Genomic DNA, 16648 nt, shown 5'->3' on the forward strand with positions numbered 1-16648 from the left:
ATGTCAGAACGCAAACGCCGGGTACTTCTCAAGCTTTCCGGTGAAGCGTTCGGCGGTGGACAGCTCGGGGTGAACCCCGACGTCGTCGCCGGTCTCGCCAAGGAGATCGCCGAGGCGTCGGCCGACACCGAGATTGCGATCGTCGTCGGCGGTGGCAACTTCTTCCGCGGCGCCGAGCTCAGCCAGCGCGGCATGGACCGCGGCCGCGCCGACTATATGGGCATGCTCGGCACCGTGATGAACGCTCTCGCGCTGCAGGACTTCCTCGAGCAGGCGGGTGCCGCGACGCGGGTGCAGTCCGCGATCTCGATGACGCAGGTCGCCGAGCCGTACATCCCGCGCCGCGCAGAGCGCCACCTCGAGAAGGGTCGCGTCGTCATCTTCGGTGCCGGAGCTGGCCTGCCGTATTTCTCCACTGACACCGTCGCCGCGCAGCGTGCCCTCGAGATCGACGCCCAGGTCGTGCTCGTCGCCAAGAACGGCGTCGACGGCGTCTACGACTCCGACCCGCGCACCAACGCCGCCGCCCAGAAGATCGACGCCATCACCTACCAGGAGGCGCTCGTTCAGGGTCTCAAGGTCGTCGACTCCACGGCCTTCAGCCTGTGCATGGACAACGGCATGCCGATGGTCGTGTTCGGGATGCAGCCCGCGGGCAACCTGACCAAGGCGATCCGGGGGGACCGCATCGGCACCCTCGTGAGCCGGGACTGACCCCAAGCCTGAGATTACCGCCGGGCGTTTACGGGCCGCGGCCCACAACCCAGTAAACTTGCCCGCGACACGAAGGAGTTGCCGTGATTAGCGATGTGCTGGCAGAGGCCAAAGACAAGATGAACAAGGCCGTCGAGGTCGCCAAAGACGACTTCGGTACAGTGCGCACCGGTCGGGCGAACCCGCTGCTGTTCCAGAAGATCCTGGTGGACTACTACGGAAGCCCGACGCCGCTCGCCCAGCTCGCCTCGCTGAACAACCCCGAGGCCCGCACGCTGATCGTCACGCCCTTCGACAAGACGGCCCTCAAGGAGATCGAGAAGGCCATCGTCGCCGCTCCGAACCTGGGTGCGAACGTCGGCAACGACGGGGAGATCGTGCGCGTCACGCTGCCCGAGCTCACCGAAGAACGCCGCCGTGACTTCGTCAAGCTCGTGCGCGACAAGGGCGAGCAGGCCAAGGTTGCGCTGCGCAACATCCGTCGCAAGGCCAAGGACGACCTCGACGCCCTCAAGGAGGTCGGCGAAGACGAGATCGCCCGCGCCGAGAAGGATCTCGAGGCAGCGACGAAGAGCCACGTCGACGCGATCGATGACGCCCTGAAGCGCAAAGAAGCAGAGCTCCTCGAGGTCTGAATGTCGGATGACGCGGGCGCGACCCCATCGAAGTCGAAGAAGCACGGCCACACTCGCGCTGAGATAGAAGCGACCGTCGCCGATATCGAAGCACAGGTGCGTGCGACGAACGACAAGATCAACGCGCGCTCTGGTCGCAACCTGTCGATGGCGGTGCTCGTGGGCGTCGCCCTCGGCGTCGCGCTGCTCGTCAGCCTGATCTTCATCAAAGAGTTGTTTATGCTCTTTGCCGCTGGGCTCATCGTCTTCACGGCGTTCGAGCTCGCGAGCGCGCTCCGCTTCGCGGGGCGTGACGTGCCGCGCATCCCGATCATCATCGTCGCGGTGGCGATCGTGCCGACGGCCTTTTACTGGGGCGCTCCCGGCCAGTGGCTGGGCCTGCTCGCGGGCGTCGCGCTCGTGAGCGTGTGGCGCATCGTCGAATCCGCGGTTCCCTCGCGTCGCCCCGCGACGGTTCGGGAGCTGGGTAGGGACCTCGCCGCCGGCGCCTTCGTGCTGGCCTACGTCGTCTTCCTCGCGAGCTTCGCGGTGCTGCTCACGGCGCAGGAGGGCGGCCAATGGTGGACGCTCGCATTCCTGCTCGTCGTGATCTCCATCGACACCGGCGCCTACGTGACGGGCCTCAATTTCGGCAAGCACAAGATGGCGCCGATCATCAGCCCCAAGAAGACCTGGGAGGGTTTCGCGGGTTCCGTCGCCGCAGCCCTCATCGCCGGTGTGCTGCTCGCGATCTTCATGCTGCAGGCCGAGTGGTGGGTGGGCATCGTGCTCGGTCTCTCGATGGTCGTCACGGCGACGTTCGGCGACCTCGGCGAATCCCTCATCAAACGCGATCTCGGCATCAAGGACATCAGCACCTGGCTTCCCGGCCACGGCGGTTTCCTCGACCGGCTTGACTCGGTGCTACCGTCGGCCGCGGCCGCGTATGCGCTGTACCTCATCTTCAGTTAGGGCAGGATAGTCACGTGAGCACTACATTCCCCCGCACGCGCAAGTCGCGTCGCGGATACAACGTCGACGAGGTCGAAGACTTTCTTGAGGATGCCCGGCGCGCGTACTCCGCCGAGAACGGTGTCGCCGTGGTGAACTCCGAGACCATCCGCACCACAGCCTTCACGATGCAGAAGGGCGGCTACTCGACGACGCATGTGGATGCCGCACTCGAGCGCCTCGAAGACGCCTTCGCGAGCCGCGAGCGCGATCGCGCTTTCGCCCAGGGCGGCGACGCCGCCTGGTACGGAACAGCGCGCAGCACGGCCCAGGTCATACTTGATCGCCTCGCCCGTCCCGCCGGAGCCCGCTTCTCTCGCGTTGGCCCGCTCACCCGGGCCTACAACGTCAAAGAGGTCGACGCTTTCGCGGGTCGCCTCGTCGACTACTTCCAGCACGGCAAGCCGATGAATGTCGACGAGGTGCGCACCGTGTCGTTCTCGGCGACGCGCCGCGGGTATAACGAAACCCAGGTCGACCTGCTCCTCGACAGCGTGATCACCGTCATGCTGGCCGTGCGCTGAGTATTTTCCGCGCCATTTCCAGCCCCATGGGCTAAAATCGATCAATCGTGGGAAAACGTCGACTCGAAAGACCCTCCTCCATGCAGCTTCCCGCTGCCCGAGGAGTTTTTTATGGACGTCGCATCCGCAACAACAAGACGCTTCCGATCTTCGCCTTCCTCGCCTGCCTGACCTTCGTCCTTACGCCGGCAATCGATCCCACGGCATCGTTCGCGATTGCCGAGGAGGAGCCCGACATGCTCGACCGCGGCCCTGCCCAGAGCGTCACAGCATCTGATGAGGCCGCACAGACCTTCGCCCGCGACGACTTCGAGATTTCGAAGATCGAGCCGCTCGTGCGTGCAGCCCCGGCGATGGGCGTGCCCGATCCCGGTTCCGCGCAGGAGATCGCGCTGAAGATGGTCACAGCCAGGGGCTGGGGCCGGGACCAGTTCGACTGCCTGGTCGCACTGTGGAACAAGGAATCGCACTGGAACGTCTACGCGCACAACGTGGGCAGTGGCGCCTACGGTATTCCGCAGGCCATGCCGGGCAGCAAGATGGCCTCGGTCGGTGCCGACTGGCAGACCAACCCGGCGACGCAGATCACCTGGGGCCTCGGCTACATTCAGGGCCGCTACGCAACGCCCTGTGGCGCCTGGGCGAAGTCGCAGTCGAGTGGCTGGTACTAGGCCCGAGTGATCCCGAGCCGTGCCTGAGCGGCGGGATAGGCTGGAGGCATGCCTCGTTCCAATCGTCCACGAGGGCCGCGCAGGCCCGCAGGAGACGACGAGGAGGAGTTCGACCTCTCCCGTGTGCTCGTAGGTCGGTTACGCACCGAGACGCGCCGTGACGGCCTCTGGAACGTGCAACCGCTCGCCGCGACATCCGCCAACAAGTCCTATGTCTGCCCCGGCTGCCGCCTTGAAATCGCACCGGGTGTCGCGCACACGGTCGCCTGGCGCGCCGATGGCCTGATGGGTGAGGCGGATGACGTAGCCGCCCGCAGGCACTGGCACAATCACTGCTGGAAGATCAAACCATGACCGACACGATCGAGATCAGGGGCGGCGTCGACCTGCCCGCACGCCGCGAGAACATCGAGCTGTACACGAGCGACGGTCTCACCCTCGTCGGTGAGCTCGCCCTGCCGCTCGAGGCTGAGCCGGTTGCGACCCTCGTCTGTCTGCACCCGCTGCCCACCGCTGGTGGCTTTATGGACTCGCACGTGCTGCGCAAGGCCGCCGGTCGGCTGCCCGCCCTCGCCGACGTGGCCGTGCTGCGCTTCAACTTCCGTGGCACGACCTCACCACGCGGAACCTCGGACGGCGAGTTCGGCGAGGGGATCCACGAGGAGGCCGACCTGGCCGCCGCCATGGCCTTCGTCACCGAGCGCGCGCTGCCGAACCCGTGGCTGCTCGGCTGGTCGTTCGGAACCGAGGTGACGCTCAAGTACGGCCTGCAGTTTCCCGTCGAGGGCGCCATCCTGCTATCGCCCCCGCTGCACCGCACGAGCGACGCCGAGGTCGCGGCCTGGGCCGGCAGCGGCAAGCGGCTCGTCGCGATCATCCCCGAACTCGACGACTACCTGCGCCCCGCCGAGGCAGTCCAGCGCTTCGCGAGCGTGCCCGAACTCGAGTTCGTCGCCGTAGAAGGCGGCCGCCATCTGTGGGTGGGGGAGTCGCAGGTCTCCCGTGTGCTCAGCGAGATCGTCGCCCGGGTCAACCCGGGCGTGCTGCCGCTACCGACGACCTACTAGCCCGAGCTAGAGCTCGTTCTGCCTTGGGATGACGACCTCTTTGATGATGAGCTGCACCGCTGCGGCGACCGGGATCGCAATCAGCGCACCGAGGATGCCGAGCAGGGTTCCACCGGCGAGGGCCGCGATCACCACGACCACGCCAGGCACCTGCACCGCGTGCGCCATGATGCGCGGGTTGAGCACGTAGGCCTCGATCTGCATGTAGACGAGGTACCAGACGCCGACCGCGGCGAACAGCGGGATCGGCGTCGCGAAGAAGGTGTCACCCGCGTTGAAGGCAAGAACGCTGAGCGTGATGACCACCGAGGCGGAGAGCGTTCCGACGAGCGGGATCAGCGAGCCGAGGAACGCGATGAAGGCCAGCAGGGCCGCGTACTGCACCTGGAATAGGAACTGCAGCATGAGGAACGACACGACGCCGTTGACGAGCGCGAGGGAGGCCTGGCCCATGACGTAGCGGCCGACCGAGACGCTGATCTGCTCGGCGATGTCGATGAAGCTCTCGCGGCGTGACGCCGGCACGAGGCGGTAGACGCCGCGCTTGAGGCTGGAGAGCGAGGCGACGAAGTAGATCATGAGGATCGTCACGATGATGACGCCGAAGACACCGTTGGCGACGCCGACACCCGCGCCGACGACCCCATCCCGAATCGACGTCAGGAACGCGGGATCGGCAATGGCTGTCTGCACCTGGGCGAAGATCGTCTCGAGCGTCTGCGGGTCGAGGAAGGAGAGGCTGTTCTGGATGCCCTCGATCAGGCTGCCGTCCTGAATGCCCGGCACGATGTTGTTCGTGATCTGCTCGGTCAGGTTAGCGACCTGCTCCACGATGACCGGGATCAGGGCAAGGATCAGCCCCGCCACGATGCCGAGCACGGCGACCAGGGCGATCAGGATCGCCACCGGGCGCTTCATGCCCTTCTTCTCGAGCCAGGTCACGAAGGGGTCGAGGCCGAGGGCGAGGAAGATCGCGGCGCCGATGTAGGTGAGGATCGTAGCGAGCGTCGCGACAGAGTTGCCGATGGTGATGGCGAGCAGCACACCGAGACCGGCCAGCAATCCGAGGCGGAACGGGTTCTGGATCTTCATGCTGCTCCCCGGTATTCAGGCGTTAGTCGGCTTGTGCGGCCGGTGCCTCGACCTTATCGGCATCCGAGAGGAGCCCCCGCAGATTCTGGAAGTATCCTGCGACTGCCTCGCGCTCGATGCGAATCTTGTTGAGGCGATCCTCGGCGTCGGAGACGAGCTTGCTGTTGTGCGCCTCCGCTTCGGCCACGAGCGCCTGTGCGCGGGCCTCGGCGTTGCCGAGCACCTCGGCAGCGGTCGAATCCGCCTCCGAGCGGGTCTTGAGGGCGTAGGCGCGTGCGTCGTCCTCGAGGGTCGCGGCCTCCGCACGCTTCTCGGCAGCACGCTTCTGAGCGTCGTCGAGCTGGGCCTTGGCCTCGGCGAGATACTTCTCGGTCTGGTCGGCCGCATCCTTCTGGCGGGCCAGGTACTCCTTCTCCGCCTCGTCGCGGCGGGCCTTGAGCTCGACGTCGAGGTCGAGTCGGCCCTGTTCCGCGTCACGTACGAGCGTGGTGCGCAGCTCGTCGGTCGCGGCGGCGAGCTGGGCCCGAGTGGTGACGCTCTCGTGCTCGAGGGCGGCGCGCTCTCGGTCGACGTCGCGCGTGACATCCGCCCGCTGCTTCTCGACATCGGTGGTCAGGGCGAGGCGCGTCTCGGCGACCTCGGCATCGAGGGCGTTCTTTTCTGCGGTGATGGATGCAGCGAGCTCGGCCCGAGCGGTCGAGGTCTCCTTCTCGAGAGCCGCGCGGGTGGCAGCGGCCTCTGCGTCGAGTGCGGCTCGCGTGGAAGCGGTGTCGCTCTCGAGCGCCGTACGAGCTGCGCTGATGTCGGCCTCGAGTTCGGCGCGTGCCGTGGAGATCTCCTTCTCGAGCTCCTCGCGGGCGCGGGAGGTATCGGCCTCGAGCTCTCCGGTGACCCGGGCAGTCTCGGCGGCGAGGTCGGTGCGCACCTGGGCGGCTTCGGCCTCGAGGGCTCCCTTGACCTGTGCGGTCTCGGCGGCGAGTTCACTCGTCACGCGCGCGGTCTCGTTCTCCAGCGTGCTAGTGACACGGGATGTCTCGGCCGCAAGTTCTGCCTTGCCCTGCTTGATCTCGGCGGCGAGTGCCGATCGCGCCTCGGTGGCCTCGGCCTCGAGGTCGCCCCTGACCTGTGCGGTCTCGGCTTCGAGTGCTGCCTTGACCTGTGCGGTCTCGGTTTCGAGTGCTGCCTTGACCTGTGCGGTCTCCGCCTCGAGCGCGGCCGTGACCTGCGCTGTCTGAGCTATGAGCGCAGCCTCGACCTGTGTCGTTCTTGTCTCGAGTTCGGACGTGACGCGTGAGGTCTCGGCTGCGAGTTCTGACGTCACGCGGGTGGTCTCGGCCTCGAGCTCGGCCTTCACACGGGTGGACTCGGCCTCGAGCTCGCCGGTGACGCGCGCGGTCTCGGCCTCGAGTTCGTCGGTCACCCGTGCGCTCTCCGCCTCAAGATGTGCGGTGACCTCTGCGGTCTTCGTGGCCAGTTCGTTCTCCACGCGCGCCGTCTCGGCGGCGAGCGAGTCGGTGACGCGCACCGTCTCGGTCGCGAGGGACTCGGTGATGCGGGTCTTCTCGCCGGAGAGGAGGGCGCGAGCCTCCTTCTGTTCGGTCGCGAGCGCGGCCTTCGCCGTGCGGATCTCGATCGCCAGCGCCTTGCGCTGTGCGGCCGTGTCGTCATCGAGTGCGGCGCGGGCGGCGGACGTATCGTTCTCGAGCGCGGCGCGGGCGGCGGCGATGTCGTTCTCGAGCTCCTCGCGCGACGTGCGCGACTCGTTCTCGAACGCCTCGCGGGCGGCGGCGGTGTCGGCCTCGAGCGCGGCCCGCGCGGCTGCGGTCTCGTTGGCGAGCTCCTCGCGCGCCGTTGTGATCTCGCGCTCGAGATCGGTGCGTCCCTGCTCCACGTCGCGCGCGAGATCTCCGCGCAGGCGCGTGTTCTCCGCCTCGTACTCGGCGCGGCCGTGCTCGGTGTCGCGGGCGAGTTGCGCCGCGGCATCCCGTGTCGCTTCTGCCTCACGGCTCGCAAGGGCCTTGAGCTCTGCGGCTTCCCTCTCGCCCTCGGCGCGCAGGGCAGCGGCCTCGCGCTTGGTCAGGGCACGCGCCTCCGCGGCCTCGGTTGCCACGGCGCCGCGGATGGATGCGGCCTCACGCAGCGCGTCGTTGACGATGGACTCGGCCTCCGTGGCCGAGCGGGCGAGCACGTTCTCCGCTTCGATGCGGGCCGTGTCGAGGGTGGTCTTCGAGCGGGCTTCCGCGTCGGCGAGCTGGCGGGCGGCGGCGTCGCGTGCCTCGTTCGACAGGCGCTGCACCTCGCCCTGGACAGAGCTGCGGAGCTTCTCGGCGTCGAGATCGGCCTGGCTGATCAGGCGGGTGGACTGTTCTTCGGCGACGCGGAGGGTGTTCTCGAGCTTCGTGCCGAGACCGCTGTAGGTCGGGGTACCGGTCTCGTCGAGCTCGGCCTGCAGGTCTTCGGCGACGGCGGCGAGGCGCTTGGCCTCCTTGGTGGCTTCGACCCGGTCGGCGTTGGCTTTGATGAGTTCGCGCCGCAGGTCCTGGATCGCCTTGTCGACGGCGTCCTTCCTGTAGCCACGCATTTCGGTACCGAAATCTGCGTCGTCAGCTGCCACGAGAATTGCTCCTTGTCCATAAAACCGGATTTCTCGAGTTTAGTGGTCGCCCGTGAACCGGCGACTCGCGCATTCGCATCACGCGACCCGCTGTTGCCAGAGGTTTCCCAGTAGAACCGTTAGGCGTCACCGTGGGGTATCCGGTATTCTGGGATGTCTTTGCAGTTGCCTTCCCGAACGCCGGTTTCGGGAAATCCTCTACTCGCCCCCTAGTGCGAGCACCCGCTAATGGCGGGGAGGACGCTGCGGCCCTGGTCCATGAGACCGGGCTGGGCAGGCGACTCGAGAGGAGAATGTCCGTGCGATTCGTACTCGCTATCGTCTGCTTCGTGCTGGCCGCCCTGTCCATCGGGCTCGGCATCGCACAGCGGACCGTCTTTGCCCTCCCCAAGGAGACCAGCGCCTCTGTCGAACTCGACACGAGCGCCAAGGTCACCGTGATCGACGGCGAGACCCTCAACGCCTTCCCGCGCAGCCAGACCGTCGCCATCAGCGGCGCGCGCACCATCTTCGCCGCCTACGGCCGCACGACCGACGTCAACGCCTGGATCGGCGACGTCAGCCGCAACGACATCACGATGACCGAAGAGGGCAAGTTCGTGTCGAAGCTCACGAGCGGCTCGGGTGACGACCTGCCCTCGCCCGAGGGATCCGACCTCTGGTACCTCGACTACACCAAGGAGACGGCGCTCCGCATCACGATCAACGTGCCGGAAGACGTGTCGCTCATCATCATGTCCGACGGTGTCGCCGCGGCCCCGTCCCGCGTGAGCGTGACCTGGCCGCTCGACAACTCCACGCCGTGGGCCATCCCACTCGTCGTCGGTGGAGCGATCGTGCTCCTGCTCGGCCTCGCCCTGCTGTTCTGGGCCGTGAGCCACCTGCGCAGCGCCCGTGGACCGCGCCGCAAGTCGCAGAAGATGCCCAAGCTGCCGCGCCAGCCCCGGTACAAGCCGAGCCGGGTGCGCCCGAAGGCCATCGAGGGCAGGCCCAGCAAGAAGGCGATCGAGGCCCCGCGCGGACGTCGATCGAGCCGCACGAGCATGATCGCCGTTCTCCCCGTCGTGCTGGTCGGATCCCTGGTTCTCGGCGGATGCAGCACCGACTTCCTGGCCGCAAACAGCCCGCAGCCCCCGCCCGTCGCCGTCGCGAGCCCCGAGGCCGCCGACGCCGAGGTGACCGAGGCTCCCGCCGTCACGAAGCCGCAGGCCAACCGCATCATCGCCCGCATCTCGGCGATCACGGCCGAGGCCGACACCGACCGCGACGCAGCAGTGGCCGCCACCCGTCTCGCCGGCCCTGCCCTCGACCTGCGCCTCGCCAACTACAAGATGCGCAAGGCCGACAAGACCATCAAGGCGCTCTCGGCGATCCCCGCAGGCCCGGTCGAGCTCACCCTGCCGCAACAGAACAACGACTGGCCCCGCACGGTCTTCGCTATCGTGCAGAACGATGTCGACGAAGAGGGCCAGAAGTTCTACGTCGCCGTCGTGATGATCCAGGACGATGCACGCTCGCAGTACAAGGTGCACTATGCGATCACGCTCGAGCCCGGTGCCGTCATCCCCAAGGTTGCATCGGCAGAGGTCGGAACCAACCGCCTCAGCGATGACATCGGACTGCTGACCATCGCACCGTCAGACCTCGCCATGGCGTACTCCGACGTGCTGATGAAGGACACCGAGAGCGAGAACTACGACCTGTTCGAGGCCGAAGGCGACACCCTGCGCGTCGCGGTCGGACTCGCCGCCAAGAAGACCGCGCAGAAGAAGCTGCCGAGCACGGCGAAACTCATCTACGAGAGCGCGCTGGGCAACGGGCAGACAGTCACGCTCACGACCAATGACAATGGCGCCCTCGTCGCGGTGAACCTGAACGAGATCGAGACGGTGAAGGCCGTCGAGGCCGGGGCCGCCGTGAACGCGCCGAAGACCGTCAAGTCCCTGCTGGGAAAATCGCTCAGCACCAAGGGCATCAAGGCGACCTACGGCGACCAACTGCTGTTCTACGTGCCGCCCGCCACCGAAGAGGGTGGCAAGATCGTTCTGCTCGGCTACAGCCAGGGCCTCATCGCCGCATCGGAGCTTAAGTGACCAACCTGCCCGTCGGTGGCAACCTCCGTGGTGCCATCGACCTCTCGTCCCTCGTCAAGCCGCCGGCCCGTCCGGCCGGAGCGACACCCGCACCGGGAACGCCCTCGCTGGTCGTCGAGGCCACGGATGCCTCGTTCTCGAGCATCCTCGAGCTCTCGAACACCGTTCCGGTGCTCGTCGAGTTCTATGGCCCCGGCCTCGAGCCCGTGCTCGGCCCGCTCGTCACCAGCTACAGCGGCCGACTCGTGCTCGCCACGATCGATGGCGGACGCAACCCGCAGCTCGTGCAGGCCTTCCAGGTCACCGAGGTTCCCGCCGTTGCCGCCGTTATCGGCGGTCGCCCCCTGCAGCTCTTCGTCGGCCTGCCCGCCGAAGAGGAGGTGCGCCGCGTCATCGACCAGATGCTCGAGGTCGCGGCCCAGCAGGGCGTGAAGGGCACCATCAACGCCGGCGCCGAAGGCGAGCCCGCCGAGCCCGTCGAGGAGCCGCTGCCCCCGCACCACCAGGAGGCCTACGACGCGATCGCGGCCGGTGACTTCGATCTCGCCATCAAGGAGTACGAGCTCGCCATCGTGCAGGACCCGCGCGACCACCTCGCCGTCGCCGGTCTCGCACAGGTGCGCCTGCTCTCGCGCCTCGACGGCCAGACCGCCGATGCCGTGCGCTCGGCCGCTGCCGCGGCTCCGGATGACGTCACCGCCCAGCTCGCGGTCGCAGACCTCGACGTGTCGGGCGGCCACCTGGACGACGCGTTCTCCCGTCTCCTCGACCTGTTCCCCACGCTCGATGCGGAGGGGAAGAACAACGTGCGCGCGCGCCTGCTCGACTTCTTCGAGATCGCCGGAGCCGACGACCCGCGCGTCGCCACGGCTCGCCGTCGCCTGACGGGACTGCTCTACTAACTGGTTCGGGGTACGTGAATCGATCCAGTTGCGGGTTTTCGACCTCCGCAGCCGAGCGAAGATCGAAAAACCGCAACTCGAAGGCGAGTCCCGCCGCAGGCTGAGCTAGCGGCGGAGCTTGAGCCAGAGGCCGGCGAGCGGAGGCAGGGTGATCTCGGCCGAGGCCGGGCGACCCGCGAACGGTTCATCCGAAGCCTGCACGGCACCGTAGTTGCCCACACCGCTGCCGCCGTATTCGGTGGCGTCGGTGTTGAGAATCTCGTCCCAGGTGCCGGCGAACGGCAGACCGACGCGGTACGGACCCACCGGGTTGCCGCTGAAGTTCATGATCACGGCGACCGGGTTGCCGTGGTTGTCCCAACGCAGGAACGACACGACGTTGCGCTCGGAGTCTCCGCCATCGAGCCATTCGAAGCCACCCTCGTCGTTGTCCCGAGACCACAGGGCGGGCTGTTCGCGGTAGACGCGGTTCAGCTGCGAGACCATCGTGAGCAGGCCGCGGTGCACGGGCTGGTCGAGGATCCACCAGTCGAGGCCGCGCTGCTCGCTCCACTCGGACGGCTGCCCGAACTCGGAACCCATGAACAGCAGCTGCTTGCCGGGATGCGCCCACATGAACGCGAGGTAGGCGCGCATGTTGGCGAGCTTCTGCCACTGGTCACCGGGCATCTTGGTGAGCAGCGATCCCTTGCCGTGCACGACCTCGTCGTGGCTGATGGGCAGCAGGAACTGCTCGGTGTACTGGTACACCATGCTGAACGTGATCTCGTTGTGGTGGTGCGCGCGGTACATCGGGTCGGTCTGGATGTAGGAGAGGCTGTCGTGCATCCAGCCCATGTTCCACTTCAGCCCGAAGCCGAGACCGTCGGACGCGGTGGGACGCGTGACGCCCGGCCACGCGGTCGACTCCTCGGCGATCATGATGATGCCGGGGTTGCGCTTGTAGGCGGTCGCGTTGACTTCCTGCAGGAAGCTGATGGCCTCGAGGTTCTCGCGGCCGCCGTGGATGTTCGGCTCCCACTCGCCGGCCTCGCGCGAGTAGTCCAGGTAGAGGATCGAGGCGACCGCGTCGACGCGCAGCCCGTCGATGTGGAACTCCTCGAGCCAGTACAGCGCGTTGGCAACGAGGAAGTTGCGCACCTGCGAGTCCCCGAAGTTGAAGATCAGGGTGCCCCAGTCCATCTGCTCGCCGCGGCGAGGGTCGGAGTGCTCGTAAAGAGCGTGACCGTCGAACTTGGCGAGCGCCCATTCGTCTTTGGGGAAGTGCCCGGGCACCCAGTCCATTATCACGCCGATGCCGGCCTGGTGGAGGCGGTCGATCAGGTACTTGAGATCGTCGGGATGCCCAAAACGTGACGTCGGCGCATAGTAACCGGTGACCTGGTATCCCCAGGAGCCACCGAACGGGTGCTCGGCGAGGGGCATGAACTCGACGTGGGTGAACCCCGTCTCGTGGAGGTAGCCGATGAGTTCATCGGCGAGCTCGCGGTATCCCAGCCCCGGGCGCCAGGAGCCGACGTGCAGCTCGTACACGCTCATCGGGGAGTTGTGGGGGTCGGTCTCGGCGCGGGTGGCCAGCCACGAGGCATCCGCCCACTCGTATTTCGTCTCGCCGACCTTGGAGGCCGTCAGCGGCGGGATCTCGGTGTAGCGGGCCATCGGGTCGGCGCGGCTGACCCACTGGTTGTTGTCGGTGAGAAGTTCGAACTTGTAGGCGACTCCCGGTTCGAGGCCGGGCACGAACAGCTCCCAGACGCCGTTGTCGTCGAGGCGGCGCATCGCGTGGCCGACGCCGTTCCAGCCGTTGAAGTCGCCGAGAACACGGGCGGCCTTCGCGTGTGGCGCCCAGACGGAGAATGAGGTACCGACGACGTCTTCGTGCGGACGGAAGTGCGACCCGAGCACGTGCCAGAGCTGCTCGTGGCGGCCCTCGCCCCAGAGGTATAGGTCGATCTCGCCGACGGTCGGCACAAAGCGGTAGGGGTCGTCTGCCGTCCAGGTGGGGCCGTCGGTGTAGGTCGTCTCAAGCTGGTACGCCTGCCCATCTCCGGCCGCGAAGCCCTGCCAGAGTCCCTCGGAGACGTGATCGAGCGAAACGCGCGAACCGTCTGCACGAATGGCGGTGACGGTGGCGGCCAGCGGACGCACCGCGCGGATCACGAACCCGCCGTCGACTGCGTGCTGCCCGAGGGTGGCGTGCGGCTGCGGGTGCGCGCCGGAGATGATCGAGGTGATCAGACCAGGGTGCAGTTCGGGCAGGGTGGGGGTTGTGGCGGCGTTCTTGGAGTTCTTGGCGACAGCCATCAGGAGCCCTTCGGGTAGTCGATGCGCAGGATGTGAACGGGTTCGGTGAATGCGTCGAGGCGCACGTAGTTGTCGGTGCCCCAGGTGAAGACCTGGCCGGTGATGAGGTCGGTGACCTGATAGCTCGTGCCGGGCTCGAGGCCGAAGCGGGTGGGGTCGAGGTGCACCGTCGTCTCGCGCACCGAGTGCGGGTCGACGTTGGCGACGACGATGATGCCGTCGCTCGTGCCGGTGCCGGTGAACTGCGGAGCGAGGTACTTCGTATAGACGAGGATCGAGTCGTCGTCGCTCCAGTGCACGTCGAGATTGCGCAGCTGGCGAAGTGCGGGGTGCTGCGAGCGGATGACGTTCAGCTGCCGCAGGTACGGCGCGAGCGTCGTGCCTGCCTTGTCGGCTTCAGCCCAGTCGCGCTTCTTGTACTCGAACTTCTCGTTATCGATGTTCTCTTCGGCGCCGGGGCGGGCGACGTTCTCGAACAGCTCGTAGCCCGCGTACACACCCCAGCTGGGGCTGCCGGTCGCGGCGATGGCGGCGCGCACCTTGTAGGCGGGCTGGCCGCCGAACTGCAGGTACTCGGTGAGGATGTCGGGGGTGTTCACGAAGAAGTTCGGACGGAATACCGCACTCGTCTCGCGCGACACCTCGAACAGGTACTCCTCGAGCTCGACCTTGGTGTTGCGCCAGGTGAAGTAGGTGTACGACTGCTGGAATCCGATCGCGGCGAGCGACTGCATCATGGCCGGCTTGGTGAACGCCTCGGCCAGGAACACGGTGCCGGGATGCCGCTGCTCGACCTCGCCGAAGAGCCACTCCCAGAACTGCACGGGCTTGGTGTGCGGGTTGTCGACGCGGAAGATCGACACTCCGAGGCGGATCCAGTGCTCGACGACCCGCAGGATCTCCTGGCGGATTCCCTCGGGGTCGTTGTCGAAGTTGAGCGGGTAGATGTCCTGGTACTTCTTCGGCGGGTTCTCCGCGTAGGCGATCGAGCCATCCGGAAGCGTCGTGAACCACTCGGGGTGCTCGGTCACCCAGGGGTGGTCGGGGGAGCATTGCAGCGCGAGGTCGAGGGCGACCTCGAGACCGTTCTTCTTCGCCTGCCCGAGGAAGTAGACGAAGTCCTTCTCGGTGCCGAGGTCGGGGTGGATGGCGTCGTGGCCACCCTCCGCGGCTCCGATCGCCCACGGCGAGCCGGGGTCGTTCGGGCCGGCGACGAGCGTGTTGTTGGGTCCCTTGCGGAAGGAGCGCCCGATGGGATGGATGGGCGGCATGTAGAGCACATCGAAGCCCATCTCCGCGACGGCGGGCAGGCGCTTCGCAGCCGTGCGGAAGGTGCCGGAGACCCAGCTGCCATCCTTTAGCTGCTTGGAACCTTCGGACCGGGGGAAGAACTCGTACCAGCTGCCGACTCCCGCACGCGGGCGTTCAACGCGCAGCTCGATGGTCGGGCTCGTGGTGGTGAGGCTCTCGACCGGGTTGGCGGCGAGGGCGGTGACGAGGCGGGGATCCTCGGCGACCCGAAGGCGGGCGGCGGGGGAGAGGCTCGTGTCGAGGAAGGCCCTGGCGGCATCCGTGAAGACCTTCGCCTTGCCGGCCTTCTTCACGAGAACGGCACCCTGCGCGAACATCAGCTCGACGTCGATGCCGGCCGGAACCTTGATCTCGGCGTTGTGCAGCCAAGTGGCCCAGTCGTCACTGAAGGCCTCGATGCGCCAGGTCCACATCCCGATGCCGTCGAGAAGAACGGATGCGCCCCAGCGATCGGTGCCCGGGGCGCCCGGCGCGAGCGAGTGACGCGACTCGGTGCCCGCGGGGGAGGTGAGCACGAGTCTCGCGCCCAGCTGGTCGTGGCCCTCACGGAAGATCGTGGCCGCGAACGGCACCACCTCGCCGGCCCACGCCTTGGCGGGCCAGAGGCCTTCCGGCTGTTGGGGTGAAAGATGTCTGATCGGGATGCGCCCCATCTTCGGGGCGAACGATCCCGCGGTGTCGGGTTGGTCGGATACGGCCGTGCCGTTGGTTGCAGTCGCCACACTGCGACCGTACCGCTTAAGTCTGCGAGTCCGAGGGTGTGACGACCTGCCTGTCCGCATTAGGGGGGACAAACGGGGTACCCCCCGCTTTGGGGCAGCGAATGAGAGTAGAAGGCCTTGTCCACCAAAAGGCGGACAAGGTAGGTTCTTTCAAGGGCAGTTTCTCGCATTCACCTACGACACCTAGCAGTTAGTAGCCAAAGCCGGGAGTTGCCTACAAATCCGACATGCAGCAAAGCTGTCGGCAAAAACCAAGACAACCCGAATGTCTTAAAGCTGTTCCTCAGCGCGCGCAATTCTGCCGTGCTGCGTTCGCGTGAGCCTCGGGTCCAATCAAATCCCGACATCACCTCGTGATGACGCGAAAGGAATCGCAATGAACAAGCTCGTTAAGGGTTCAATCGCTGGCGCAGCTGGCATCGCCCTCCTCCTCGGTGGTGCCGGAACGTTCGCTCTGTGGAACGACTCGGCCGCACTCACCGCCGCTACCGTCTCGACCGGTGAGCTCGACATCGACCTCACCGCCACGGCCGCCGTCTGGAACGACGTATCGACAAAGACCGTCGGTGGCGTCACCACCTCAAGCGTTCTCAACGGCGCGACGTTCAACCCGGCCACCCACAAGCTGGTCCCCGGCGACACCGTGACGTACACCAAGGAAGTAACCATCAAGGCCAACGGCAAGAACCTCGCCGCCAAGCTCGCGTACGTTCCCGGTTCGGTTGTCATCGACCCGACCCTCGCTCCCTTCGTTACGGTCACGGTTGGCGCGCCCACCGGTCTTCCGGCCTCCTGGAGCGCCGTCGCTACGACGCCCGCGGACGGTTCGTACATCATCACGCCGTCCACCACGGTGTCGACCGCAACGTTCAACGTCGTGCTCACCGTCAAGTTCCTTGACACGGCTGCAAACCAGGTAGGCCAGAACCTCACCGCCGTGAACCTCACCGGCGCTGCGTTCAGCCTCACCCAGGTCCGCCAGTAGCTGGTCGGGCGTGCCGCCTCAGGG

The 16648-nt window shown here is 66.7% G+C and carries 14 protein-coding genes; 10 read left to right on the plus strand and 4 right to left on the minus strand.

Going from position 1 to position 16648, the window contains the following annotated elements; all coding sequences use genetic code 11:
* The 7 genes from pyrH to EYE40_RS01700 all read left to right on the plus strand — a co-directional run bounded on the left by pyrH (position 1) and on the right by EYE40_RS01700 (position 4601).
* Positions 1–714, plus strand: coding sequence for a UMP kinase (pyrH, locus tag EYE40_RS01670; RefSeq protein ID WP_130980315.1), 714 nt, complete (start codon positions 1–3; stop codon positions 712–714).
* 83 nt (positions 715–797) lie between these two features.
* Positions 798–1349 (plus strand): ribosome recycling factor, encoded by a 552-nt coding sequence (gene frr / locus EYE40_RS01675; protein ID WP_130980316.1) that lies wholly within the window; start codon positions 798–800, stop codon positions 1347–1349.
* On the plus strand, positions 1350–2300 hold the full coding sequence (locus EYE40_RS01680) for a phosphatidate cytidylyltransferase (RefSeq protein ID WP_130980317.1): 951 nt from the start codon (positions 1350–1352) through the stop codon (positions 2298–2300).
* Between the two features lie 14 nt (positions 2301–2314).
* Positions 2315–2863, plus strand: coding sequence for a DivIVA domain-containing protein (locus EYE40_RS01685; protein ID WP_130980318.1), 549 nt, complete (start codon positions 2315–2317; stop codon positions 2861–2863).
* 80 nt (positions 2864–2943) lie between these two features.
* On the plus strand, positions 2944–3534 hold the full coding sequence (locus tag EYE40_RS01690; RefSeq protein ID WP_130980319.1) for an aggregation-promoting factor C-terminal-like domain-containing protein: 591 nt from the start codon (positions 2944–2946) through the stop codon (positions 3532–3534).
* Positions 3535–3582: 48 nt separating this feature from the next.
* Positions 3583–3888 (plus strand): hypothetical protein, encoded by a 306-nt coding sequence (locus EYE40_RS01695; protein ID WP_130980320.1) that lies wholly within the window; start codon positions 3583–3585, stop codon positions 3886–3888.
* Entirely contained in the window at positions 3885–4601 is a 717-nt protein-coding gene (locus EYE40_RS01700; RefSeq protein ID WP_130980321.1) for an alpha/beta hydrolase, read from the plus strand. Before EYE40_RS01695 ends, EYE40_RS01700 begins: the two co-directional genes overlap by 4 nt.
* A gap of 6 nt (positions 4602–4607) precedes the next feature.
* Here EYE40_RS01700 and EYE40_RS01705 read toward each other — a convergent pair whose 3' ends face one another.
* Both EYE40_RS01705 and EYE40_RS01710 read right to left on the minus strand, forming a co-directional pair.
* Positions 4608–5693 (minus strand): AI-2E family transporter, encoded by a 1086-nt coding sequence (locus EYE40_RS01705; RefSeq protein WP_130980322.1) that lies wholly within the window; start codon positions 5691–5693, stop codon positions 4608–4610.
* Between the two features lie 22 nt (positions 5694–5715).
* A complete protein-coding gene (locus EYE40_RS01710) occupies positions 5716–8307 on the minus strand; it encodes a hypothetical protein (protein ID WP_130980323.1) in 2592 nt (863 codons plus the stop codon).
* A gap of 299 nt (positions 8308–8606) precedes the next feature.
* Between EYE40_RS01710 and EYE40_RS01715 the strand changes: the two genes are divergently transcribed.
* Complete coding sequence (locus tag EYE40_RS01715; protein WP_240034672.1) at positions 8607–10400, plus strand: DUF8094 domain-containing protein; 1794 nt, start codon at positions 8607–8609, stop codon at positions 10398–10400.
* A complete protein-coding gene (locus tag EYE40_RS01720) occupies positions 10397–11302 on the plus strand; it encodes a tetratricopeptide repeat protein (RefSeq protein WP_130980324.1) in 906 nt (301 codons plus the stop codon). The genes EYE40_RS01715 and EYE40_RS01720 overlap by 4 nt, the downstream gene beginning before the upstream one ends.
* Positions 11303–11407: 105 nt before the next feature.
* Here the strand turns inward: EYE40_RS01720 and glgB are convergent, their stop codons facing one another.
* Both glgB and EYE40_RS01730 read right to left on the minus strand, forming a co-directional pair.
* Positions 11408–13606, minus strand: coding sequence for a 1,4-alpha-glucan branching protein GlgB (glgB, locus tag EYE40_RS01725; protein ID WP_130980325.1), 2199 nt, complete (start codon positions 13604–13606; stop codon positions 11408–11410).
* Positions 13606–15570 carry an alpha-1,4-glucan--maltose-1-phosphate maltosyltransferase gene (locus tag EYE40_RS01730; protein WP_130982696.1) on the minus strand — a complete coding sequence of 655 codons (1965 nt, stop codon included), beginning with the start codon at positions 15568–15570 and terminating at the stop codon, positions 13606–13608. The genes glgB and EYE40_RS01730 overlap by 1 nt, the downstream gene beginning before the upstream one ends.
* A 445-nt stretch (positions 15571–16015) precedes the next feature.
* On the opposite strand from EYE40_RS01730, the gene EYE40_RS01735 reads away from it, so the two are divergent.
* Complete coding sequence (locus EYE40_RS01735) at positions 16016–16624, plus strand: alternate-type signal peptide domain-containing protein (protein ID WP_130980326.1); 609 nt, start codon at positions 16016–16018, stop codon at positions 16622–16624.
* Positions 16625–16648 lie beyond the last annotated feature (24 nt).

The organism is Glaciihabitans arcticus (genome assembly GCF_004310685.1).
Taxonomy (GTDB): Bacteria; Actinomycetota; Actinomycetes; order Actinomycetales; family Microbacteriaceae; genus Conyzicola; species Conyzicola arctica.